Origin of the sequence: Kitasatospora sp. NPDC002227 (assembly GCF_040296285.1) — a bacterium.
In the GTDB taxonomy this organism is placed as follows: domain Bacteria; phylum Actinomycetota; class Actinomycetes; order Streptomycetales; family Streptomycetaceae; genus Kitasatospora.
In genome coordinates this window covers 1-23,812 of sequence record NZ_JBEOWY010000032.1, presented here as the reverse complement: position 1 = coordinate 23,812, position 23,812 = coordinate 1, and the positions used below count along the sequence as shown (strand labels likewise).

Here is a 23,812-nt window from a genome sequence, read left to right as displayed (position 1 = left end):
GCGTCGTAGTCGGTTGCGGTGGAGGGAGCGACGCTCTGGCGTGCCTCGAAGGTACGGACCGCGACCGAGCCGACCTCCACCGAGCCCACCGTGGCCTGCCGGGCCGAGTGCTCCTCGTTCGGCTGTCCGGGGCCCGCAGAAAAATTAGGGGTCTCCGCCAGTCCTGGCTGACCACCCCCGGGAGCAAATGTCGACTCATTCACAAGTCGTCTTACCTCCTTGGGCATCCAGGACTCTATGTCGATTCGTCAGCGTGGCAGCATGCCGACGGTTTGCGACTCTAGGCCGTCCTTGGCGTTCGCAGCAACACAATCCACGGGAGTGGGCGGGATGTGTCGCCCTTGGCATGGGTCACTGTCAAGGGATCCCCGGGCCCGCGACCCTAACGTTTCGGCACACTTCGCCCCTCCTTCCGGGGCATGCGGGGGCGGTCACCACACCGGCCGGGTGACGTGTTGCACATAAATTGACATCTCGTCTCCACCTCGCGGCCACCGGGGGCTTGACACCGGCGGGCCGCGTGTGGGCATGGCGAAGCCCCCGGCCCGAGGGGAGCGGGCCGGGGGCGACAGAAGCTCAGCGCAGGCTCAAGTCCTCCGCCGGGCCCTTGCCTGACCGGTCGTCAGGCGAGCACGCTGTCAAGGGAGACGGACTCCAGGCCGAAGGCCTCGGCGACGGCGCCGTAGGTGATCTGGCCCTCGTGGACGTTCAGACCCTTGGCCAGCGCGGCGTCGCGGCGCAGGGCCTCCTTCCAGCCGCGGTTGGCCAGCTCGACGACGTACGGCATCGTCGCGTTGGTCAGCGCGTAGGTGGAGGTGTTCGGGACGGCGCCCGGCATGTTGGCCACGCAGTAGAAGACCGAGTTGTGGACCTCGAAGGTCGGCTCGGCGTGCGTGGTCGGGTGCGAGTCCTCGAAGCAGCCGCCCTGGTCGATGGCGATGTCGACGAGCACGGAGCCCGGCTTCATGCGGGAGACCAGCTCGTTGGTGACGAGCTTCGGGGCCTTGGCGCCCGGGATCAGCACGGCGCCGATGACCAGGTCCGCCTCGAGGACGGCCTTCTCCAGCTCGAAGCTGTTGGACATGATGGCCTTGATCTTCGTGCCGAAGATGCGGTCGGCCTCGCGCAGCTTGTTGATGTCGCGGTCCAGCAGGGTCACCTCGTAGCCCATGCCGATCGCGATGGTCGCCGCGTGCCAGCCGGAGACGCCGCCGCCGATGACCACGCACTTGGCCGGGTGGGTGCCGGGCACGCCACCGGGCAGCACGCCGCGGCCGCCGGCCGGACGCATCAGGTGGTACGAGCCGACCTGCGGGGCCAGGCGGCCCGCGACCTCGGACATCGGGGCGAGCAGCGGCAGCGCGCCGTTGCCCAGCTGCACGGTCTCGTACGCGATCGCGGTGGTGCCGGAGGCGACCAGCGCGTCCGTGCCGGCGCGGTCGGCCGCGAGGTGCAGGTAGGTGAAGAGGGTCTGGCCCTTGCGCAGGCGGTGGTACTCCTGCGCGATCGGCTCCTTGACCTTCAGCAGCAGGTCGGCGGTGGCCCAGACCTCGTCAGCGGTGTCGAGGATGGTGGCACCGGCGGCCACGTACTCCTCGTTGGGGATCGAGGAGCCGAGACCGGCGTTGTCCTCGATGAAGACCTCGTGTCCGTTGCGGACCAGCTCATGCACGCCGGCGGGCGTGATGGCCACGCGGTACTCGTGGTTCTTGACCTCGCGGGGGATGCCGACCTTCACGGCTAAACACGTCCTCTTGCCATGGGGGTCCCGGCCGGGGAAGACCGGCGGGCGGCGCGCACGCGGAAGCCTCCGGAAGACACCGGGGCGCACTTCGCTGCGCGACTAAGGTCGAGTGTAATGAAGCCCAGCGGTTACGTCAGCCTTCCAAACTGAATAAATCAGCCGGGCGCATTGGCAGGTTCGTAGGCTTCCAGCCCGACAAGCCCCTCAAACGCTGGCAAAATCGACAACTTGGACATTACTCCGAAGTCACCCGGAGCCGCTCACCCTCGACCTGTGCCCTGAGACGTCCCAGTGCCGCCGCCACGGCCGTCTGACCGGCCACGTCGTCCAGGCGGCGCAGCAGCCCGACCGCCGCCCGGTACTCCCGCTCCGCCTCCTCGAACCGACGCTGCGCGGTGTGCGCCTCCGCCACCCTGGCCAGCAGCCGGGCCTCGGCGGCCCGCTCCCCCAGGCTCTGCCGCAGCGCCAGCGCCCGGCCGTACCAGTCGGCGGCCCGCACCGCGTCGCCCTGCGCCCGGTGGCAGCCGGCCACGCTCTCCAGTGCCCGCGCGCAGGCGGGCTCGTCCCCGTCCGCCCGGGCGGTCTCCAACGCCGCCCGGTACCGCTCGGCGGCCGGCTCCCACCGGCCGGCCGCCGCCTGAAGATCACCCAGGTTGAGCAGCGCGGCCGTCACCCGACGGGAGTCACCCGAGCGCCCCGCCACCTCGCGGACCAGCTCGTGCAGCCCGTGCAGCTCGGCCGGGGCGGCCGCCCCGGTCAGCGGCAGCGCCCGCAGCAGGGCCGTCACCAGCCGGCCCGCCGACCCGTCCAGATCCGCCTGCCCGATCGCCTCCGCCACCGCCCCGAGCAGCAGCTCCCGCTCCTCGCCCAGCCACAGCCGGGCGTGACCGACACCACGCAGCCGCAGCGGCCCCGGCAGCGGATCGGCCACCGAGCCCGTCTCCAGCAGCTCCCGCGCCGAATCCACCAGCCGCACCAGCCGCTCGAGCAGCCGCGCCCGCGCCAGCTGCACCTCCGCCGGCCGGTCCGTGCTCTCCCGCAGCGCCACCAGCCGCGCGTACAGCCGCCCGGGCAGCCGGTAGCGCAGCGTGCCGTCGCCCGCCGGCGGCTCCAGGTCCAGCAGCTCCCGCTCGGCCAACTTCGCCAGCAACCCCCCGGCCTCCGGTGCCGGACACCCCACCAACGCCGAAGCCGTCCGCAGATCCGCCACCTGGCCCGGCGCCAACGTCAGCATCCGCAACATCCGCCCCTGCCCCGCGGGCAACGCCCGGTACCCCAGCAGGAACGCCCCGGTCAACGGATCCCCGTCCGCCACCGGCACCGCCCCGGCCGCCACGGGCGTGGCGCTGCCACCGGACCTGCCGGTGGCGTCCGGGCCTCCGGCTGCAGCAGCCCCCGGCCTGTCGGGGGCCACCGGGCGGCGGCGGGCGGTCTTTCCCCTTGCCCGGTCTGCCCCGGCCGCCGCCGGGGCGGTGGCCGCCTGGGCAGGGGGCCCGGCCACGACGGGCGGGGCGAGGAGGGCGATCCGGGGTACGCCGTCCAGGCCTACTCCGGTGCCGACGTCCAGTTCGGTGTCGGCGTCCACCGGCAGGTCGGCGGCGCGAGCCAGCTGCTCCAGCTCGAGTTCGGTGGGCGGCTGGGCGGCCCGGCGGCCGTTCTTCCCCTTGCCCTTGCGGCGCCCCGCCCGGCCGCCGGGCTCCGCCGGGCCCGTCACCGCCGCCAGCGCGCTCGCGGCGTCCGTCACGGCGGCCTTGCCGTCGGCCCGCAGCCAGCCGGCCATCAGCCTCAGCGCCGCCGGGCCCGCCCCGCAGCTCTCCGCGAGCTTCGCGGCCCCCACCGGGTCGCAGCTGATCCGCGTCCCGCCGACCAGCCCGCTCAGCAGCTCCGTCGCGGCGGTCAGCCCCAGCCCGCCCAGGATCACCGGATCGATCCCCTCGATCCCGCTGATCGGGCCCGCCGTGGTGGCCAGCACCAGGCACCCCGGCTCCCCGGGCAGCAGCGGCCGCAGCTGCCCGGCGTCCCGCACGTCGTCGAGGAGCAGCAGGACGCGGCGGTCCGCCAGCTCCGCCCGCAGCGCGGCACACGCCGGATCCGGCTCGTCGGGCGCCCCACCGGGCAGCAGCTCGGCGGTCGGCTCCGCGCCGAGCTGCTCGAGCAGCCGCCGGGCGGCACGGCCGGGCGGCACGGGGGTGCCGTCGGGAGCGGAGAGCCGGGTGTACAGCACCCCGTCGGGATAGTCGGCGGCCACCGAACGGGCGAACCGCACGGCCAGCGCGGTACGGCCCGACCCGGGCCGCCCGGCCACGACCAGCACGGCCCCCTTCTCCCGCCCCGCCGCGAGAGCGGCGGACTCCCCCTGCCGCCCGACCCACACCCCGGGTTCCCCGGGCAGCACCACTTCGCGGCCAACATCCAACGTCGCCACCAGCGTCACTCCCGACAGTCGCCCAGCGCCTCCCTGTCCGCGAAGCGTAGTTCGGCCAACGGCCCCACCACCCGGAGACCCGGTACTACCACCCGGCAATTCACCCGGACAGCCAGTCGCACTCCCCAGGGGCGTGAGGAACCGCGCGCTGCGGCAGGGACGAAGCCGCACCACAACGAGCCAGCTGCACCATCAGGGGCGCGAGGAACTGCGCGCTGCGGCAGGCGACAGGCCGTCACCTTCCGCGTTCGCGCCGTTCCCCGCGCCCCTGGACAGTGCAACTGGCTCAGAGCGAAACCATGCAGGTCGGCCTCTCCCGACCTCGCGCCGTTCCCCGCGCCCCTGGACAGCCCGCGCCCCCAACGGCTACTCGGCGGCGAACGGCCGCGCCGGCCACGGCGAGTCCGCCGGGCGCAGCGAAGCGATCCCGTCCCCGGCCAGGGCGGCCTGCAGGGCCAGCGTCCCCGTGATCAGCGTCGGATTGTGCAGCTCCCCGGCGAGGACCAGCCGGACAAGCTCGGGCAGCGGCACCCGCGCCACCTCGATCTCCAGCTCCTCCCCGTCGGCGGCGTACCGTTCACCGCCCGCCTCCTCCAGGTCCGTCGCCAGGAAGAGCCGAAGGGCTTCGTCCGTCCCCCCGGGCGAGGTGTAGAAGTCGACCAGGACCCGCCAGGAGCCGGCCTTGCAGTGGGCCTCCTCGTACAGCTCGCGCTGCGCCGCGTGCAGCGGGTTCTCCCCCGGCACGTCCAGGAGCCCGGCCGGCAGCTCCCACAGCCGCTGCCGTACGGGGTGGCGGTACTGCCGGACCAGCAGTACCCGCCCCTCCCCGTCCAGCGCCAGCACCGACACCGACCCGGGGTGGGTCTGGTAGTCACGCCGGGCGTACGACCCGTCCGGCATCAGCACCTCGTCCGTCCGGACCCCGGTGACCCGCCCCTGGAACGGCACGGACGACGCCCGCACCTCCCACTCCTCCGCCACGTCCTTGATCACGCCGCACTCCCCTGCTCTTGGTCCTCGGACTTCTCGTCAGTACGACACTATCCAACGCCGAACGGCGGCCCCCCGGAATTCCGGGAAGCCGCCGTCACAGACACGCGAAACTTACTCGGCGTCGGTCTTGATCTTGATGGCCGCCGCCACCAGACCCGCGAACAGCGGGTGCGGGCGGGTCGGGCGGGACTTCAGCTCCGGGTGCGCCTGGGTGGCGACCAGGTAGGGGTGGACCTCGCGCGGGTACTCGACGTACTCGACCAGGTCACCCTTGGGCGACAGGCCCGAGAACTGCAGGCCGGTCTTCTCCAGGTCCGCGCGGTAGGCGTTGTTGACCTCGTAGCGGTGGCGGTGGCGCTCCTCGACGTACTGCTCGCCGGCGTAGACCTCGCGCACGATCGAGCCCTCGGCCAGCTTGGCCGGGTAGAGGCCGAGCCGCATGGTGCCGCCCAGGTCGCCCTTGCCGTCCACGATCGCCAGCTGCTCGGCCATGGTCGAGATGACCGGGTACTTGGCGGCCGGGTCGAACTCGGTGGAGTTGGCGTCCGGCAGGCCGGCCAGGTTGCGCGCGGCCTCGATGACGACGCACTGCAGACCCAGGCACAGGCCCAGCAGCGGGATCTTGTTCTCGCGGGCGTAGGTGATCGCGGCGACCTTGCCGTCCACACCGCGGTCACCGAAGCCACCGGGGATGCAGATCGCGTCCACGTCGCCCAGTTGCTCCTGCGCACCCTCGGGCGTGGTGCAGTCGTCGGAGGTGACCCACTTGATCTCGACCCGCGCGTTGTTGGCGAAGCCGCCCGCGCGCAGCGCCTCGGTCACCGAGAGGTACGCGTCCGGCAGGTCGATGTACTTGCCGACCAGCGCGACCTTGACGATGTGCTGGGGCTCGTGGACCCGGCGCAGCAGGTCGTCCCAGGTGGTCCAGTCCACGTCGCGGAACGGCAGGTCCAGACGGCGCACCACGTACGCGTCCAGGCCCTCGCCGTGCAGCACCTTGGGGATGTCGTAGATCGACTTGGCGTCGATGGCCGCGACCACGGCCTCCTCGTCCACGTCGCACATCAGCGAGATCTTGCGCTTGATGGCGCTCGGCACCTCGCGGTCGGCGCGCAGCACGATCGCGTCGGGCTGGATGCCGATGTTGCGCAGTGCGGCGACCGAGTGCTGGGTGGGCTTGGTCTTCAGCTCGCCCGAGGGGCCGATGTACGGCAGCAGGGAGACGTGCACGAAGAAGACGTTGTCCCGGCCGACCTCGTGGCGGACCTGGCGGACGGCCTCCAGGAACGGCAGCGACTCGATGTCGCCGACGGTGCCGCCGACCTCGGTGATGACGACGTCCACGTCCTCGGTCGCCATCCGGCGGATCCGGGACTTGATCTCGTTGGTGATGTGCGGGATGACCTGGACGGTGTCGCCCAGGTACTCGCCGCGGCGTTCCTTGGCGATGACCGTCGAGTACACCTGGCCGGTGGTGACGTTCGCCGAGCCGTGCAGGTTGGTGTCGAGGAAGCGCTCGTAGTGACCGATGTCGAGGTCGGTCTCGGCGCCGTCGTCGGTGACGAAGACCTCACCGTGCTGGAACGGGTTCATCGTGCCCGGGTCCACGTTGAGGTACGGGTCGAGCTTCTGCATCGTCACGCGCAGGCCGCGGGCCTTGAGCAGGGCGCCGAGGCTGGAGGCGGTGAGCCCCTTGCCGAGCGAAGAGGCGACACCCCCGGTGACGAAGAGGTGCTTGGTCGTCACGGCGCGGCCGTTCGCTGCCTTGCCGGAATGGGGCTGTGCCAAGAGGGGGCTCCCGTGGGTCGCGTGTCGAAAGTGACGCTGGTGGTGGGGCCTGAGGCTCGTCCGAACTCACCAGTCCACGGGATACCAGGGTATCAGCGACCCGCACCGGACGCGTTCGGGGCTGCTCCGACGCGCCCCGGGGTCGCCTCCCGCGCGCCCGTTGGGGTGAAACCTAGTTGCTCCAGTCGGACCACTCTGTCCTCAACTCGGCCCTTCTACGACCGGATGGGGCGCGATACGCGTGCTCCGCGCCCCACGCCCGACGTATTCTGCACGGACGCATCGCCGACAGTCGGGACACGCGGAGGGCGAGGGGTCAGGTCGCGCAGGCCAGCAGCCGCGTTCCGCTGTCGGACGCCGCCGAGCACATCTTGCGCTGCTCTGACACCCGCACTGGAGACCGACGTGGCCGGCCGTATCGAGGACTACGCACTCATCGGAGACATGCAGACCGCCGCCCTGGTCAGCAGGGACGGGGCGGTCGACTGGCTGTGCCTGCCGAGATTCGACTCGCCCGCGGTGTTCGCCGGGCTGCTCGGCACCGATGAACACGGGTTCTGGCGGATCGGCCCGGCCGAACCGGTCACCGCGGGCGTCCTCCCCCCGTCGGCCGTCACCGACCCCGGTGACTTCACCGAGGGCCGCGCGATGCCCGCCAACGCCGGCGCCCCCGCGCTGCCCGCCGACCGCCGCCGCTACCGGGGTGACTCGCTGGTCCTGGAGCAGGAGTGGGACGCCCAGGGCGGCAGGGTCCGCGTGATCGACTTCATGCCGCGCCGCCCGCTCGCGGGGGCCGACTCCGTCCCGCAGATGATCCGCATCGTCGAGGGCGTCGAGGGCCGGGTACGGATGCGCTCGGCGCTGCGGATGCGGTTCAGCTACGGCCGGGTGGTGCCCTGGGTGCACCGGGTCGAGCAGGCCGACGGCAGCCACCGCACCGCCGCCGTCGCCGGGCCCGACTCGGTCTGGCTGGACGGCGAGGCCGAGACCTACGGCCGCGACCTCACCACCTACGCCGACTTCACCGTCACCGCCGGCGAGCGGATCGCCTTCGCCCTCACCTGGCAGGCCTCCCACCTGCCCGCCCCCACCCCGCCCGACGCCGAGCAGCTCCTGCTCGAGACCGAGCAGTTCTGGCAGGAGTGGGTCGGCCAGTGCACCTACCAGGGCCCCTACCGCGAGGCCGTGGTCCGCTCCCTGATCACCCTCAAGGGCCTCACCTACGCCCCCACCGGCGGCATCGTCGCCGCCCCCACCACCTCCCTGCCCGAGGACATCGGCGGCGAGCGCAACTGGGACTACCGCTACACCTGGCTGCGGGACGCCGCCATCACCCTCTCCTCGCTGCTGCGCACGGGCTACCGCGAGGAGGCCCGCGCCTGGCGCGAGTGGCTGCTGCGCGCGGTCGCCGGCGACCCGGAGAACCTGCAGATCATGTACGGCATCGCGGGCGAGCGCGAGCTCACCGAGTCCTCGCTCGACTGGCTGCCCGGCTACGAGGGCTCGCTGCCCGTCCGGGTCGGCAACGGCGCCGCGGGCCAGCTCCAGCTGGACGTCTACGGCGAGGTGGTCGAGGCCCTGCACCTGGCCCACATGACCGGCCTGACCCGCAACGACCACGCCCACCACCTCCAGCTCAAGCTGATCAGCTACCTGGAGCAGCACTGGCAGGAGCCGGACGAGGGGATCTGGGAGGTCCGCGGGCCGCGGCGGCACTTCGTCCACTCCAAGGTGATGGCCTGGGTCGCGGTGGACCGCACCATCAAGCTGATCGAGCAGTCCCCCGCCGACGGCCCGCTCGAGCGCTGGCGCGAGCTGCGGGACACCATCCACCGGGACGTCTGCGAGAAGGGGTACGACCCCGACCGCAACACCTTCACCCAGTACTACGGCGGCCAGGAGCTCGACGCCTCCCTGCTGCTCATCCCCCAGGTCGGCTTCCTCCCGCCGGACGACAAGCGCGTCATTGGCACCATCGAGGCGATCCAGCGCGAGCTCTCCACCGAGGACGGCTTCGTGCTGCGCTACCCGACCCACGACGAGGACGGCAACAACGTCGACGGCCTCTCCGGCCACGAGGGCGCCTTCCTGGCCTGCTCCTTCTGGCTGGCCGACGACCTCGCCATGATCGGCCGCGTCCAGGAGGCCCGCGAGCTCTTCGACAAGCTCCTCTCCCTGCGCAACGACCTCGGCCTCCTCGCCGAGGAGTGGGACCCTCGCCTCAGGCGCCAGGTCGGCAACTTCCCCCAGGCCTTCAGCCACGTCCCCCTGATCGACACGGCACTGCGCCTCACCGCCTGCGCCGGGGCCTACCTGTCGGCCCAGCAGCAGGCCACCGTCTGAGCGAGGGCGGGTCAGGTGTCGTACAGGCCGTCGAACGGCGCGCCGAACCCGAGGCCTTGCGGCTCCAGCTCGTAGTGCTCCGACCCGTCCCGCTCGGCCGTCCCGTCGATCAGGCCCCAGCTCACCCCGTGGCTGACCACCTCGAACGGGCGGATCCGGATGTCGCCGTACGCGACACCGCTCAGCCCGTCGAGCAACCCTGCCAGTTCACGCTCGCCCGTCGCCCCGTCGGCGGCCGGGCGGAACTCGCTGCCCAGGTGCCCGCCCTCAGCGTCGAAGCTGTGCACCAGCGCCATCAAGCCGTCCAGGCCGGGCGCCCCGGTCACGTCGCCGAAGAACTGACCACCGTCATGGGTGCCGATCCAGCGGGTGCGGAAGTCCGGCTCGTGGGCCACTGGCACCTGCCGGGCCGGGAAGTCGAGCTTCTGCCAGTCGACCAACTCCCGCCAGCCCGGCTCGGCCGCGATCCAGGCCAGCAGCACCCGCTCGGTGGTCTCCCAGTTCTGGTGCCCGACCGCCGCGTAGTGCTCCCCCGCTGACCCGAACCGGTGCTCCACCTCCCAGGCATCGGGCCCACGGAAGTACGCCTGGATGTACAGGTGGCTGTCCGGCCCGCCGCGCCTGGCGCACAGCCAGGGGCTCAGCTCGTCGACCCGTTCCCGTACGGCCTGGCTCAGCTCGTCGCCCTCGGGCCGCAGCAGCGGCGGGCCCTCGGCGAACTCCACCTGTACGTCAGCGCTTCGCATCACGTGCGCACCCTAGCGCCCAGGACCGACTACCCCCGGGCGACCAGCTCGTCGTAGGTCGAGAGCACCTGAGCCACCGTCGCCGCCTCGTCCGGCCAGGTCTTCGCCTGCTGCCGGCCGGCCTCGGCGAGGGCGGTGCGCCGCTCGGGCGAGGCCAGCAGATCGCGTACGGCCGTGCCGAGCGCGGCGGCGTCCCCGTACGGGACGAGTACGGCCGCGTCGCCGACCAGCTCCGGCACGCCGCCGACCGCCGTGGAGACGACCGGCACGCCCGCCCGCATGGCCTCCTGGACCACCAGGGAGCGGGCCTCCCAGCGGGAGCTGAGCGCCACCACGTCGGCCGCCGCCAACAGGTCCGGTACGTCGGTGCGGTAGCCGAGCAGGTCGACCGGCAGCTTCTCCGCCGCGATCCGCTCCCGCAGGTCGGCGGCCTCCGGCCCGTCCCCGGCGATCACCACGGCCACGTCCGGCCCGAAGCCGCGCGCTGCGTCGAGCAGCAGGCCGAAGGACTTCTGCGCCACCAGCCGCCCGATCGCCAGCACCACCGGCCGGTCGGTGCGGCCGCCCAGCAGGGCGGCCCGGGCGGCCTCGCGGTCCAGCGTGCCGGGCGGCATCGGCGGCGCCGCCACCGGCCCGAGCCGGGCGTCGGAGGCGCCGAGCTCCCGGGCCCGGGCGACCAGGTCGGAGGAGGCCCCGAGGACCAGGTCCGCGGCCCGGGCGACCCGCCGCTCCATCAGCCGCTGCAGCCGCCGGTCCAGGCCGGTGGCGAGCATCGCGTGGTGCGAGGTGACCACCAGTGGCGTCTCGGGCCGCAGGCCCGGGAAGCGCCCGGCCGTCCGCAGGGCCAGATCGGACAGCAGACCGGCCCGCAGCCCGTGCGCGTGCACGACGTCGGCGCCGGTGAAGGCCCGCCGCAACTCGCCGATCGCGGCGGCGTCACTGCGCGCGCCGGCCGTCGGCGTGATGTCGACCAGGTGGAAGCGGGCACCCGTGCGGGAGAAGCCGAACAGGGCGTCCGTCCCGGCGGGGGCGCAGACCGTCACGTTGACGCCGTGTGCCACCAGGCCCTGGGCGAGCGAGCGGCAGTGGGCGCCGATGCCGCCGGTGCTGGCGGCCAGGACGAGCACCACGTGCAGCTGCCCGCGCTCGGCGGCGGCTGCGGTGGCCCTGGTGACGAATTGGTCCACGTCGTCTCGCTCCGACTTCGTTCACGAACTCACACCGGGGCGGGGTGTGCCCACGCGCGGCGCTCGGGACTGGGGTGCCAGTGTCCAGCCGCCACCATGCCAGGTCGGGCCGCATCTTGGACAGTCGAGGCCTCCGCCCGGCGCGGCGGACCGGCCCCGGGGGCGGTCACTCCCCCCGGGGTGCCCGGGCCGTGGCGAGCAGCTCCTCCGCGTGCGCACGGCCGAGTTCGGAGTCCTCGAGACCGGCCAGCATCCGCGAGAGTTCGCGCACCCGCTCCTCGTCGTCCAGCACCTTGACGCCGCTTCGGGTGACGGTGCCGTCGTGGGTCTTCTCGACCACCAGGTGCCGGTCGGCGAAGGCCGCGACCTGCGGAAGGTGCGTCACCACGACCACCTGGGCGCTCTGCGCGAGCTTGGCCAGGCGGCGGCCGATCTCGACGGCCGCCTTGCCGCCGACGCCGGCGTCCACCTCGTCGAAGAGGTAGGTCGGCACCGGGTCCGCGCCGGCGAAGACCACCTCGACGGCGAGCATCACCCGGGAGAGTTCACCGCCCGAGGCGCCCTTGGCGATCGGGCGCGGCACGGCGCCCGGGTGCGGGGCGAGCAGCACCTCGACCTCGTCGACTCCGTGCGCGCCGTAGGAGACCGTCCGGTCCTCGAACTCGATCCCGGCCGGGTCGTCGACCAGGCTCAGCGCGAAGGTGACCCGGGCGTGCGGCATGGCCAGCTCGGCCAGCTCGGCGGAGACGGCCTCGGCGAAGCGGCCGGCGGCCGCGTGCCGGGCGGCGGAGACCTCGGCGGCCAGCACTCCCAGCTCGGCCCGCAGCGACGTCTCCTTGGCTCCCAGCTCGTCGATCCGCTCGTCGTCCCCGTCCAGTTCCAGGAGCCGCTCCGTGCCCGCCTCGGCCCAGGCGATCACCTCGGCCAGCGTGTTGTCGGTGCCGCCGTACTTGCGCAGCAGCTGGGCCAGCACGGCCCGGCGGTCCTCGACGGCGGCCAGGCGCACCGGGTCGGCGTCCAGGTCCTCCGCATAGCTGGCCAGGTCGGCGGAGACGTCGGCCAGCAGGTAGCCGACCTCGGTGACCCGCTCGGCCAGCGCGCCCAGGCGCTCGTCGTGGCCGCGCACGGACTCCAGGGCGCGGCGGGCCTGGGCGAGCAGGGTGCCCGCGTCCAGCGAGTCGGGGTCGGCCGGGTCGCCCGCCAGGGCGCCGTGGGCCTGGGTGGCGGCCAGCGAGAGGGCGTCGGCGTGGCCCAGGCGCTCGGCCTCGGCGGCGAGCTCGACGTCCTCCCCGGCCACCGGCTCGGCGGCGGCGATCTCGTCCAGCCCGAAGCGCAGCAGGTCGGCCTCCTGGGCGCGCTCGCGGGCCCGGGTGGTCAGCTCCTCCAAGGTCGCGGAGACCTCGCGCAGCTCGCGGTAGACCTCGCGGTAGCGGCCCAGCGGCCCGGCGAGCGCCTCACCGGCGTAGCGGTCCAGGGCGCCGCGCTGGCGGGAGGGGCGCAGCAGGCGCTGCTGGTCGGTCTGGCCGTGCACGGCGATCAGGTCCTCGCCGAGCTCGGCGAGCAGGCCCACCGGCACGCTCCGGCCGCCGACGTGGGCGCGCGAGCGGCCCTCGGCGGAGACGGTACGGCTGATCAGCAGCTCGCCCTCGTCCAGCTCGGCCCCGGCCTCCTGGGCCCGGGCCGCCACCGGGGAGCCCTCGGGCAGCGCCAGGCGGCCCTCGACCACGGCCCGCTCGGCGCCGCGGCGCACCAGGCCCGGGTCGGCCCGGCCGCCGAGCAGCAGGCCGAGGCTGGTCACCACCATGGTCTTGCCCGCACCGGTCTCACCGGTCACCGCGGTGAAGCCCGGTGCCAACTCGACCACCGCGTCGTCGATGACGCCCAGATCCCGTATCCGCATCTCGTCCAGCACGGTGACGACCTTACGGTGGCCGACCCCCATCGCGCGACGAGCGGCCTGGCCCGGCCCCCAAGTTCATCCCTTCCGGTCGCTGTCGCAGCCTTGTTCCCTTGCGGTACGCGGTGCCGTCTGCACCAAATGTGGCTTTCGCTGGCGGTACGCCGGGCCGCTCTGCCATCATGGGCAGCCACCGCGAGCCACCTGCCGGGCCAATCCGAGCCAAGTGGACTGGACAGAGCCCCGAGGGAGGGCGCGCCCCATGGCCGAGTGGCAGAGCACCGTGACCGCCCCGGCGCTGGCCCGCCTGCTCACCACCACCCCGCCCACCGGGCAGCGCACCGCCTACCGCCGCCTCGCCGTGCAGCTGCGCGGCCTGGTCGCCGAGGGCCGCCTGCCGGTCGGCACCCGGCTGCCCGCCGAACGCGAGCTGGCTCAGGCCCTCACCCTCAGCCGCACCACCGTCGCCACCGCCTACGAAGCGCTGCGCACCGACGGCTACCTGCACAGCCGGCGCGGCTCCGGCAGCTGGACGGCCCTGCCCGAGGGCAGCCGCCCGCCCGGCGACGCCCTCCACCCGGTGCCGCCGGACGAGGCCGAGCACACCATCGACCTGGGCGTCGCCGCCCTCCCCGCACCCCAGCCCTTCCTCGGCGAGGCCGCCGCCCGGGCCGTCGAACAGCTGCCCACCTACGCCACCGGCCACGGCCACTACCCCACCGGGGTGCCGGTGCTGCGCGAGGCCGTGGCCCGCCGCTTCACCGAGCGCGGCCTGCCCACCACCCCGGACCAGATCCTGATCACCACCGGCGCGATGGGCGCCCTGAACCTCGCCCAGCGGGCCCTGCTCGGGCGCGGCGACCGGGTGGCCGTCGAGGCCCCCGGCTACGCGCACACCCTGCGGCTGCTCCAGCGCGAGGGCGCCCGCCTGGTGCCCGTCCCGTTCGCCCGGCCCGGCGGGGACGCCGCACTGCCGTACTGGGACACCGAGGAGTGGCGGCGGGTGCTGCGCGGCGCCTCGCCCCGGGCCGCCTTCGTGGTGCCCGACTTCCACAACCCGACCGGCGCGCTGATCGACGAGGAGCAGCGCCGCGCCCTGCTCGCCGCCGCCCGGGTCTCCGGCACGGTCGTGGTGGTGGACGAGACCCCGGCCGAGCTCGACTGGGGCACCGACGCCGTGCCGCCGCCGACGGCGGCCCTGGACCGCACCGCCCAGGTGGTCACCATCGGCTCGGCGGGCAAGATCCTCTGGGGCGGCCTGCGGGTCGGCTGGCTGCGTGCCCAGCCCTCGCTGGTGCGCCGCCTGGCCGCCGAGCGGGTCTTCACCGACGTCGGCACCCCGGTCCTCGACCAGCTGATCGCCGCCCACCTGCTCGACCACGCCCTGCCCGAGGTCCGCGCCCACCAGCACCGGCGGATGCGCGCCACCGCCCACGCCCTGGCCGAGGCGCTCCAGCAGCAGCTGCCCGCCTGGCAGTTCGCCCTGCCCCCGGGCGGCCTCTGCCTCTGGGTCGCCACCGACGGCCTGGCCAGCTCCAGCCTCGCCAAGTCCGCCGACCCGCTCGGCCTGCGCCTGGCCGCCGGCTCCCGCTTCGCCACCGACGGCACCTTCGAGCCCTACCTGCGGCTCCCCCTCACCGTCCCGCCCCAGGCCGCCGCCACCGCCATCGCCCGCCTGGCCGCGGCGGCAGCCGCGGCCGGCCAGGCCCGCTGACCGGCCGGCCTTACTGCGCGCCGATCGCCCGCAGCAGGTCCAGGCGGGCGGCCCACCGGGCCGGCCAGAGGGCGGCCAGCACCCCGATCGCCGGGCCGAGCAGCAGGAACAGGCCGAGCCGGCCCCAGGGCAGGACCGTCTCGTACTGCGGCAGCGAGGAGGTGCTGAGACTGCCGCAGGCCCAGGCCAGGAAGCACCCCGTGCCGATGCCGAGCACCGCGCCGAACAGCGAGATCACCACCGACTCCAGCCGCACCATCCGCCGCACGCCCGCGCGGTCGAGCCCGACCGCGCGCAGCAGCCCGATCTCCCGGGTCCGCTCGACCACCGACATGGCCAGGGTGTTGACGACGCCGAACACACCGATGACGACGGTCAGGCCGAGCAGGCCGTACATCATGTCCAGCATCGGCCCGATCCGGCCGGACTCCGCCTTCGTCAGCTGCTCCCGGTCCTGCACCTGGAGCAGCGGGCTGCCGCCGAGCGCCTTGCGGATGTCCTCGTCCAGACCACGGACGGCCCGGCCGGGCGCGGCCTTGACCAGGATGCTGTCGAGCCTGCCCCCGTACGCGTGGGGCAGGACCTCGTCCAGGGTGGCGAGGGCGCCCCCGACGGCCCTGGTCTGCCGGTAGACGCCGACCACGGTCAGCGCCTTCCGGCCGTGGCCGGAGCCCAGCGCCGCTTCGAAGGTGTCGCCCTTGGCGAGGCCGGTACGGGCGGCCAGCTGCTCGGAGAGCGCGACCCGACCGGGGCCGAGCTCCGCGAGCGAGCCACTGCTGAACCGCAGATCGGAGACGGCGGCGAGGCGCTGCGGGTCCGCGCCGGTGAGCGTGGCGTACCCGCCCCGCACCCCCAGTGCCGCGACGGCGACGGGCGCCGCCTGCGCCACGCCCGGGACGGCGGCGGCCTTCGCGCCGAAGGCCGGGTCGAGGCCGGGCCCGGCCGACGACACCTTCAGGTCCGCGGTCAGGCCCCCGACGGCCGCCGCCTCCAGCGCCGCGCTCATCGAACTGCCGGTCACGCTCAGGCCGGTGATCAGGGTGAGCCCGATCATCAGCGCGGAGGCGGTGGCGGCGGTGCGGCGCGGGTTACGCAGCGCGTTCCCCTCGGCGAGCCTGCCGCCGACGCCGAACAGCCGGGTGGTGACCACCCCCGCGAGCCGGATCACCGGCCGGGACAGCAGCGGCGCGAGCACGATCATGCCGGTCAGCGTGAGCACCGAGCCGAGCCCGGCGGCCTTGAGGTTGAGGTCGCCGCCGTCGCGCTGGGTGGAGACGTACAGCATCGTGGCCACCCCGGCGCCGGTGAGCAGCCCGCCGAGGCAGTTGCGCAGCAGCAGGCCGCGCGGCGGCGGCGCCTGGTCGACGGCGCTCAGGGCCGCCACCGGTGCGGTCCTCGCCGCCCGGCGGGCCGGCAGCCAGGCGGCGACCAGCGTGACGCCGACCCCGACCAGCAGGGAGCGGACGAGCGTGTCGGCGGAGACGACCAGCGGGCCGTCCGGCAGGCCCCCGCCGCCTGCGGCGAGCAGCCGCGGCAGGGCGGTGGCGATGCCGAGCCCCAGCGCGAGGCCGGCGGCGGAGGCGGCCAGCCCGAGCAGCCCGGCCTCCGCCAGGACGGCACGCACGACCTGGCGGCGCGAGGCCCCGACGGCGCGCAGCAGCGCGGTCTCCCGGCTGCGCTGGGCCACCAGCATGGTGAAGGTGTTGGCGATGGTGAAGACGCCGACGAACAGGGCGACGGCGGCGAAGGCGGGGAGCATCCGGGTGAGCTCCTTGGTGTTCTCGGCGATCTGCCGCGCCTGCTCGCGGGCCAGCCGGGCGCCGCTGGTGACCGTGATCCCCTTGGCGGGCAGCAGCGCGCGGACCCGGTCGGCGAGCGCCTGCTCGTCGGTGCCCGGCGCGGAGCCGACGGACAGCGAGTCGAACCGCCCGGCCCGCAGCAGGAGCCGCTGCGCGGTGGCGGTGTCGAGGAGCAGCAGGCTGCCGCCCGCGCTCACCCGTGGGTCGTCGGTGGTGACGATGCCGACCAGTGTCCCGGTGAGCGTGGGGCCGTCGGTGGCGAACCGGACGACGTCGCCGAGGCGGTAGCCGGCCTTCTCGGCGGTGCGCCGGTCGAGGGCCAGCTCGGCGCCGGTGGCCGGGCCGCGCCCGGCGCTGAGGGCAATGCGGCTGTCCCGGTCCGTACCCGGCTCGTCCGGCGCGTAGTTGACCGCCAGGTTCGGCCCGCCGCTGTCGGCGTTCAGCGGGCGGCCGTCCTTGGCGGCCAGCGTGGCGGTGCCCTCGACCACGGGGTGGACGGAGGTGACGCCCGGCACGGTCCGGACCCGCTCGGCGAGCTCGGCGGTGAGCGCGGTGGACCGGCCACCGGGCGAGGCGTCGCCGCTGCCACGCTCGGGCTCGGACTCGGACTCGGACTCGGACTGGACGACCACCGCGACGTCCTTGAGGTTCCTGGCGGCGGCGCCGCGCAGGGCCTGGGTGACGGTGTCGCCGAAGACGAGCGTGCCGGAGACGAAGGCGACGCCGAGCGTGATCGCGAGGGCGGTCATGACCAGCCGGGCCCGGTGCGCGAGGACGTTGCGCAGGGCGGTGCGCAGTATCGGCATGGCAGCTCCGATCGACGAGGAGGTGGTGGGTGACTGCCTCCCATCCTCGAAGCGCCGGGCCGGCGAACCGTCAGCCCTGAGGCGTGACCGCGGCCTCCGCCGAAGGTCGCTCCCGCCGCCGCCCGTACTCCTCGGGGCGGAGTACGGCCTCTGTCCTCGGGCAGAGGCCGGAGCTCAGGGCAGCAGGCCCGCCCGGTGGGCGAGGACGGCCGCCTGGACCCGGCTGTCCGAACCCGTCTTGACCAGGACGGCGCTCACGTGGGACTTCACCGTGCCGACCCCGATGCCCAGCCGACGGCCGATCTCTCCGTTGGCCAGGCCCTGCCCCAGCAGGGCGAGGACCTCGCGCTCGCGGCCGGTGAGCGCCGCCAGGCGCTCGTCCCCGGGCGCCGCACGATCCGGCCGGGCGGGCCCGGCGTCGAGCATCCGCTCGATGACACTCCGGGTGACCTTCGGCGAGAGGACGGCGTCACCCGTGGCGGCGGCCCGCACCGCGCTGATCAGCTCCTGCGGGCCCTCGTCCTTGAGCAGGAAGCCGGTGGCACCGGAACGCAGCGCGCGCGTCACGTTCCGCTCGTCGCCGAAGGTGGTGAGCATGACGACCTGCGGCCGGGGGTCCAGGGCCAGCAGCCGCTCGATGGTGGCGAGCCCGTCGAGCACCGGCATCCGGATGTCGACCAGGGCCACGTCGGGGCGGGTCTCGGCGGCGAGCCGCACGGCCTCCACGCCGTTCGCCGCCTCGCCGACCACCTCGATGCCCTCGGCATGACGCAGGATCAGCCGGACACCGTGCCGGATCAACTCCTCGTCGTCGGCGAGCAGGACCCGGACCGGGCGGTCCCGGCCGGGGACGAGCAGCTCGGGGGCGGGCAGGCCGGAAGCGGGCAGGTCGGTCATCGGGACTCCCACGCGGATGTGCGCGCCGCCATGGGCACGGTGAAGCGGTCGATCGTGGCCAGGGTGTCGCCACGGAAGCAGTACCTGACGATCCCGAGCCGGTCGGGCTCCGCCCCGGCGGACGGGCCGGGGCCTTCGGCCCCGACCGGCCCCGTCCCGTACAGACAGCTCGTCACGGACGCGGCCCGGGCCGGCTCCCGCCCCGTCGCCGCCGCCCGCACCGGCGCGCTGTCGTACACGGTCGCCTCCACGAGCCGGCGGGGCATCCCGATCGTCGGCACGGGCAGGCTGGTGTCGGGCTCCGGGAAGGCCTGGGAGACCAGCAGGAGGCTGCCCAGCATCAGCACGCCCACGCCCATCAGGCCGAGGAACCCGCCGAGGGCCCGCACGGCACGGCGGTGGACGGCGGCGGGTTCCTGCCCGGGGCGCGGCCCCACCGCCTCGGACCGCTCCGGCCGCGCCCCGCCCCGGCCCGGACTCGTGCCCCGGCCCGGCTCCGCCGGGAGGAAGGCGCTCACCGCGAACCCGCCGGCGGCCGTCGGGCCCGCCGCCAGCGTGCCGCCGAGCAGCCCCACGCGCTCCCGCAGCCCGGCGTGGCCGCGCCCCGAGCCCAGGCCCGTCCCCACCGCCGGGGCCGCCGGGGGCTCGTTGTGCACGAGCACCGCCACCCGGTCCTCGGTATGGGTCACCGCCACGGCGACCCGGGCCCCGGCGGCGTACCGGTGCACGTTGGTCAGCGACTCGCGCACCACCGGGTGCACCGCACGCCGCAGCTGGGCCGCGCGGCCGTCCAGGTCCGGTCCGTCCCAGCGGAGTTCGACGGGGATGCCACCGCTGCGCGACTCCGCCACCAGCGCCTCGACATCGGCCCGGGTGCCGGTCGTAGCGGTCAGCGCGGCGGTGCCGGTGTCCCGGTCCAGGGGGCCCAGGACGCCGAGGGCCTCGCGCAGCTCGCGCATCGCGTCCGCGACGGTCCGGCGCACCAGGGCCGCCTCGTCGCGCAGCTCGGGCGAGCGCTGCTGCAACGCCAGCTCCAGGCCGCCCGCGTGCAGCGAGATCAGGCTGAGCCGGTGCCCGATCAGGTCGTGCATCTCGGCGGCGATCCGGGACCGCTCCTGGATCCGGGCCTCGCTGTCCGCGAGCCGGCGGGCCGCCTCGGCGGCGGTGGCCCGCTCCCGCAGCGCCCGCACCAGCCGGTCCTCCTGCCCGCTCGAACTGCCGAGCAGTCCCGGCACCACCAGCGTGGTGACGGCCAGCACGGCGCCCGCCGCCAGTCCGAACGGATGGCTGCCGTACCCGGTCACCGGGGCGAGAACGCCGCAGACCAGCGTGGCGGTCGCGGCCGCGGCGAGCAGCACGGCACTGCGGCGCCGCGGGTCAGGCAGCCGCCTGGCCGTGCCGTACGCGACCACCGCGGCCGGCAGCCCGGCGGCGGGCAGCAGGCCGAGGACGGCGGAGACGGCCAGCAGACTCGCCGTGCGGGAGCGCCGGCGGAGCACCAGCAGGGCGAGCGCGAGGCCCGCGAGCAGCAACTGGACCCCTGCGGACGGTCCCCGGCCCCGCAGGATCGCCTGGGTGAGGAGCATCAGCAGCGCGCCGCCGGTCACCTCCGCCAGCACGCGCCACAGCCCCCGGCCCGGCCGGGTGGGGGCCGTGCGCGGATGACGGGGGTCGGGAGCCACCGGCCCATTCTCGGGGCCGGCGCCACGCCCACGGCCCCGGTCCCGGGCCGACGGCGCCGAGCTGCCCGAAAGCCCCGCCGCCTCGGCCCTTCCGGGCCACCCGTCGGCGGTTAGACCCGCTCCAGCGCCTGCCAGGGCTGCTCGGGCAGCTCCACCCGTACGGTGTCGCCCGGCGCCACCTCGCCGCCCTCGAGCACGACGCCCATCACCCCGGCCCGCCGTACGATCCGCCCCTCCGCGTCCCGCCCGACCACCTGCTTGAGCAGGCCCTGCTGGAAGGCGTCGATCTGCGGGCAGGGGTTCCGAAGACCGGTCACCTCCACCACCGCCTCCACCCCCAGGTGCAGCCGGGTGCCGCGGGGCAGGCCCAGCAGGTCCACCCCGGCCGTGGTCACGTTCTCGCCCAGCTCGCCCGGCCGGACGGTGAACCCGGCCGCCGCCAGCTCCGCGAACAGCTCCTGGTGGATCAGGTGCACCTGACGCAGGTTCGGCTGGGTCGGGTCCTGCGCGACCCGGGAGCGGTGCTGGACCGTCACCCCCAGGTGCGCGTCCCCCTCCACCCCGAGGCCGGCCAGCAGCCGTATCCGGCCCCGCTCCGCCTTGCTGAACTCGTGCGCCCCGCTGCGGCTGACCGCCGCCACCCGCCCGCTCAACAGCCCGACCGACCGCGCCAGCCCGTCACCGGCAGCGCGAACTTCGCCACCAGCCGGTCCGTGAACGGCGCCCGGTGCAGCCGGGCCAGGCGCACCGGCACCCGCCCCCGCCGCACCTCCACCCGCGCCCCGGCCGGCAGCTCCACCGACCGGCGCCCGTCGCACCACAGCACCCCGTGCTGGGTCTTCGGCTGCACCTCCACGGCCAGCACCGAGTGCGGCGAGGTCACCAGCGGCCGGGCGAACAGCGCGTGCGCGCTGATCGGCACCATCAGCAGCGCCTCCACCTCCGGCCACACCACCGGGCCACCGCCGGAGAACGCGTACGCGGTCGAGCCCGTCGGGGTGGAGAGCACCACCCCGTCGCAGCCGAAGTTGGAGACCGGGCGGCCGTCCACCTCGGTGACGACCTCCAGCATCCGCTCCCGCACGGCCTTCTCGACCGAGGCCTCGTTCAGCGCCCAGTCCTCGTGCACCACGTCGCCGTTGGTGCGCACCAGCACATCGAGGGTCATCCGGTCCTCGATCTCGTAATCGGCGTCGACCACCCGCTCGACCACCACCGCGAGGTCGTCCCGCTCGGCCTCCGCCAGGAAGCCGACCCGGCCCAGGTTGATGCCCAGCATCGGCAGCCCCGACTCGCGGGCCAGCTCGGCCCCGCGCAGCAGCGTGCCGTCACCCCCGGCGACCAGGATCAACTCGCAGCCGTCGGCGGCCCCGTGGCCGCCCGCCACCCGCTCCACCCCGTCCGGCAGATCCAGACCGACGGCCTCCGCGGCCAGCAGCCTGATCCTGATCCCCGCCTTGAGCAGCCCGTGCACCAGGCCCTCGACGCTGCGCAGCGCGGCCTCCCGACCGGTGTGCGCGATCAGGAAGACCGTACGTTCCTCGCTCATGCTGCCCTCTCCCTCACCCCGGCGCGGGCCCACCCTGTCCGGACGGTCGTACCCTATCGAGGGCCCTCGGCAACAGCCCGGTCCGCCTCCGCCGGGTCCAGCTGCGGGGCCCCCCGACGCAGCCACAGGAAGTACTCCACATTGCCCGACGGCCCCGGCAGCGGCGAGGCCGCCACGGCCACCACGCCGAACCCGAGCGCCCAGGCCTGGTCCGCGACCCGGCGCACCATCTCGGCCCGCAGCTCCGGGCTGCGCACCACCCCGCCGCTGCCGAGCCGCTCCTTGCCGATCTCGAACTGCGGCTTGACCATCATCACCAGGTCCGCGTCCTCGGCGCAGCAGCCCGCCAGCGCGGGCAGCACCAGGCCGAGCGAGATGAACGACAGGTCGCCGACCACCAGGCCGACCGGCTCGCCGCCGATCTGCTCCAGCGTCAGCTCCCGCACGTTCGTCCGGTCCATCACGACCACGCGCTCGTCGCTCTGCAGCGACCAGGCCAGCTGCCCGTAGCCGACGTCCACCGCCAGCACCTGCCGGGCGCCCGCCCGCAGCAGCACATCGGTGAACCCCCCGGTCGAGGCCCCGGCGTCCAGCGCCCGGCGACCCTCCACCACCAGCCCCTGCGGCACGAAGGCCGCGAACGCCCCGGCCAGCTTGTGCCCGCCGCGCGAGACGTAGTCCGGGTCGTTCTCGTCCTCGGCCACCACCACGGCCGCCGAGGTCTCCACCTGGGTCGCGGGCTTGGTCGCGGTCGTGCCGCCCACCGTCACCCGCCCGGCCGCGATCAGCTCGCTCGCGTGCTCCCGCGAACGGGCGAGCTTGCGGCGGACGAGCTCCGCGTCGAGTCGGCGTCGTGCCACTGCCACTGGTGCTTCAGCTCCTGCTGTCTGGATGTCTCCGGCGCTACCGGTCGAGCCCCGTCAAGGTCTCCACCAACCGCTGGTGTACATCTTCGTACACCGCGACGTGCTCCCCGGTCTCCACCCCGTCCAACTCGGCCAACCGCGCGAGCGCCGCGTCCACCTCCGGGTGCCCGGTCTCCACCACCGGCTCACTCATCCCCGGCCACCGCCTTCCGCGGCCGGGCGGTCTTCCTGGCCGGCGCCGCCTTCCTCGCGGCGGTCGTCTTCTTCGCCGCCGCGGTCTTCTTCACGGCGGTCGTCTTCACGGCGGCGGCCTTCTTCGCGGGAGCCGCCTTCTTCGCGGGAGCCGCCTTCTTCGCGGGAGCCGCCTTCTTCACCGGCACGGGCTCCGGCTCCTCCTCGAGCTCGGGCTCCGGTTCGCGGGCCTCGGCGGGCGCGGGCTCGGCCTCCCACCCGGCCTGGAACAGCCCCTCCGCACGCGGGCGCGGCTCGGGCTTCGCCACCGGCTCCTCGTCCACCTCCCGCAGCTTGCTCTCCAGGTAGCCCAGCACCACGCCGACCTTCACCACCTGGTCGCCGACCTTCTCGAACAGCCGCTCCGTCTCGCTCCGGGCCACCCCGACCGCCAGGTCCACCCCGGCCCGGCCCACCGTCAGCGCCTCACCGGCCAGCGTCTGCAGCGACTTCACCGTGGGCGGGAACGGCTCGGCCGCCACCCGCTCCACCACCTGCCCGGTGAGCTTCCCGACCTCCGTCACCAACTCGACGGCCACCGCCGTCACCCCGCGCACCGCATTGCGCAGCATCCGCCCGCCTCCTCCAGAACGACCCAACCGACATACCCCACTCTGACACCTCCCACCAGCCACAGCAGGGGCTACCGCCCCCGTTGGCGGTACGGTGGTCGCCGACCGGACGGGACGGGAGAGCACCGAAGATGGCCAGCACCGAGCAGTGCCGCGAGGCACTCGAGCAGCTCAGCCGCAACCTCGCGGGCTCGGGCGGCGACGTCCGCAAGGCCGCCACCCTCGACCGCTCCCTGAGCTGCCGCCTCCCCGACCTGGACCTCACCTTCACCGGCCGCCTCCAGGAAGGCACCCTCACCGACATCACCCAGACCCCCGGCCCGCCCCCCACCAAGGCGGAGATCCGCCTCACCATGACCTCCGACGACCTGGTCGCCCTGGTCTCCGGCCACCTCTCTTTCGCCCCAGCCTGGGCCACCGGCCGCGTGAAGCTCGAAGCAGGCCTCCGAGACCTGCTCCGCCTCAAGTCACTGCTCTAAGCTTGACTCTGTCGGGGATCTTGGACGATCGGGTTCAAGTGCCAAGAGTTCGCCAGGACTTCGGCCGGGGGATGTCGCGCTGGTCCAGGTAGGT

The 23,812-nt window shown here is 74.4% G+C and carries 18 protein-coding genes; 3 read left to right on the top strand and 15 right to left on the bottom strand.

The genetic code is table 11. The features are described 5' to 3' along the window. Nucleotides 1-622 precede the first annotated feature (622 nt). The 4 genes from ald to pyrG all read right to left on the bottom strand — a co-directional run bounded on the left by ald (nt 623) and on the right by pyrG (nt 6,950). Nucleotides 623-1,738 carry an alanine dehydrogenase gene (ald, locus tag ABT095_RS25375; protein ID WP_350531794.1) on the bottom strand — a complete coding sequence of 372 codons (1,116 nt, stop codon included), beginning with the start codon at nt 1,736-1,738 and terminating at the stop codon, nt 623-625. Nucleotides 1,739-1,979: 241 nt separating this feature from the next. Continuing rightward, entirely contained in the window at nt 1,980-4,169 is a 2,190-nt protein-coding gene (locus tag ABT095_RS25370) for a hypothetical protein (protein ID WP_350531793.1), read from the bottom strand. Between the two features lie 366 nt (nt 4,170-4,535). After that, nucleotides 4,536-5,162: an NUDIX domain-containing protein gene (locus ABT095_RS25365; RefSeq protein WP_350531792.1), complete on the bottom strand. Its 627-nt coding sequence runs from the start codon at nt 5,160-5,162 to the stop codon at nt 4,536-4,538. A gap of 111 nt (nt 5,163-5,273) precedes the next feature. Then, entirely contained in the window at nt 5,274-6,950 is a 1,677-nt protein-coding gene (pyrG, locus tag ABT095_RS25360; RefSeq protein ID WP_350531791.1) for a CTP synthase, read from the bottom strand. A 405-nt stretch (nt 6,951-7,355) separates the two neighbouring features. On the opposite strand from pyrG, the gene ABT095_RS25355 reads away from it, so the two are divergent. Beyond that, nucleotides 7,356-9,293: a glycoside hydrolase family 15 protein gene (locus ABT095_RS25355; RefSeq protein ID WP_350531790.1), complete on the top strand. Its 1,938-nt coding sequence runs from the start codon at nt 7,356-7,358 to the stop codon at nt 9,291-9,293. Nucleotides 9,294-9,304: 11 nt separating this feature from the next. Here the strand turns inward: ABT095_RS25355 and ABT095_RS25350 are convergent, their stop codons facing one another. The 3 genes from ABT095_RS25350 to recN form a co-directional block, all read right to left on the bottom strand. Beyond that, nucleotides 9,305-10,039: a hypothetical protein gene (locus tag ABT095_RS25350; RefSeq protein WP_350531789.1), complete on the bottom strand. Its 735-nt coding sequence runs from the start codon at nt 10,037-10,039 to the stop codon at nt 9,305-9,307. Nucleotides 10,040-10,068: 29 nt separating this feature from the next. After that, nucleotides 10,069-11,226, bottom strand: coding sequence for a glycosyltransferase family 4 protein (locus tag ABT095_RS25345; protein ID WP_350531788.1), 1,158 nt, complete (start codon nt 11,224-11,226; stop codon nt 10,069-10,071). 166 nt (nt 11,227-11,392) lie between these two features. Continuing rightward, nucleotides 11,393-13,168 (bottom strand): DNA repair protein RecN, encoded by a 1,776-nt coding sequence (gene recN, locus ABT095_RS25340; protein ID WP_350531787.1) that lies wholly within the window; start codon nt 13,166-13,168, stop codon nt 11,393-11,395. 217 nt (nt 13,169-13,385) lie between these two features. On the opposite strand from recN, the gene yczR reads away from it, so the two are divergent. Next, the gene (gene yczR, locus ABT095_RS25335; RefSeq protein WP_350531786.1) at nt 13,386-14,837 is read left to right on the top strand and encodes a MocR-like transcription factor YczR; all 1,452 of its coding nucleotides are present in this window, start codon (nt 13,386-13,388) and stop codon (nt 14,835-14,837) included. A 10-nt stretch (nt 14,838-14,847) separates the two neighbouring features. On the opposite strand, the gene ABT095_RS25330 is transcribed toward yczR, so the two are convergent. The 8 genes from ABT095_RS25330 to ABT095_RS25295 form a co-directional block, all read right to left on the bottom strand. Beyond that, entirely contained in the window at nt 14,848-17,436 is a 2,589-nt protein-coding gene (locus tag ABT095_RS25330; RefSeq protein WP_350531845.1) for an ABC transporter permease, read from the bottom strand. A 180-nt stretch (nt 17,437-17,616) separates the two neighbouring features. Continuing rightward, nucleotides 17,617-18,339 (bottom strand): response regulator, encoded by a 723-nt coding sequence (locus ABT095_RS25325; RefSeq protein WP_350531785.1) that lies wholly within the window; start codon nt 18,337-18,339, stop codon nt 17,617-17,619. Then, nucleotides 18,336-20,021 carry a sensor histidine kinase gene (locus tag ABT095_RS25320; protein ID WP_350531784.1) on the bottom strand — a complete coding sequence of 562 codons (1,686 nt, stop codon included), beginning with the start codon at nt 20,019-20,021 and terminating at the stop codon, nt 18,336-18,338. The genes ABT095_RS25325 and ABT095_RS25320 overlap by 4 nt, the downstream gene beginning before the upstream one ends. Nucleotides 20,022-20,131: 110 nt before the next feature. Continuing rightward, entirely contained in the window at nt 20,132-20,677 is a 546-nt protein-coding gene (locus ABT095_RS25315; RefSeq protein ID WP_502885003.1) for an MOSC domain-containing protein, read from the bottom strand. After that, complete coding sequence (locus ABT095_RS25310) at nt 20,671-21,570, bottom strand: NAD kinase (RefSeq protein WP_350531782.1); 900 nt, start codon at nt 21,568-21,570, stop codon at nt 20,671-20,673. Before ABT095_RS25310 ends, ABT095_RS25315 begins: the two co-directional genes overlap by 7 nt. Before the next feature lie 53 nt (nt 21,571-21,623). After that, entirely contained in the window at nt 21,624-22,430 is an 807-nt protein-coding gene (locus tag ABT095_RS25305) for a TlyA family RNA methyltransferase (protein WP_350531844.1), read from the bottom strand. 43 nt (nt 22,431-22,473) lie between these two features. Further along, nucleotides 22,474-22,629 carry a hypothetical protein gene (locus ABT095_RS25300; RefSeq protein WP_350531852.1) on the bottom strand — a complete coding sequence of 52 codons (156 nt, stop codon included), beginning with the start codon at nt 22,627-22,629 and terminating at the stop codon, nt 22,474-22,476. Beyond that, nucleotides 22,622-23,239, bottom strand: coding sequence for a hypothetical protein (locus ABT095_RS25295; RefSeq protein ID WP_350531781.1), 618 nt, complete (start codon nt 23,237-23,239; stop codon nt 22,622-22,624). Before ABT095_RS25295 ends, ABT095_RS25300 begins: the two co-directional genes overlap by 8 nt. Before the next feature lie 131 nt (nt 23,240-23,370). On the opposite strand from ABT095_RS25295, the gene ABT095_RS25290 reads away from it, so the two are divergent. After that, the gene (locus tag ABT095_RS25290; RefSeq protein ID WP_350531780.1) at nt 23,371-23,718 is read left to right on the top strand and encodes an alkyl sulfatase C-terminal domain-containing protein; all 348 of its coding nucleotides are present in this window, start codon (nt 23,371-23,373) and stop codon (nt 23,716-23,718) included. The last annotated feature ends 94 nt before the right edge of the window (nt 23,719-23,812 follow it).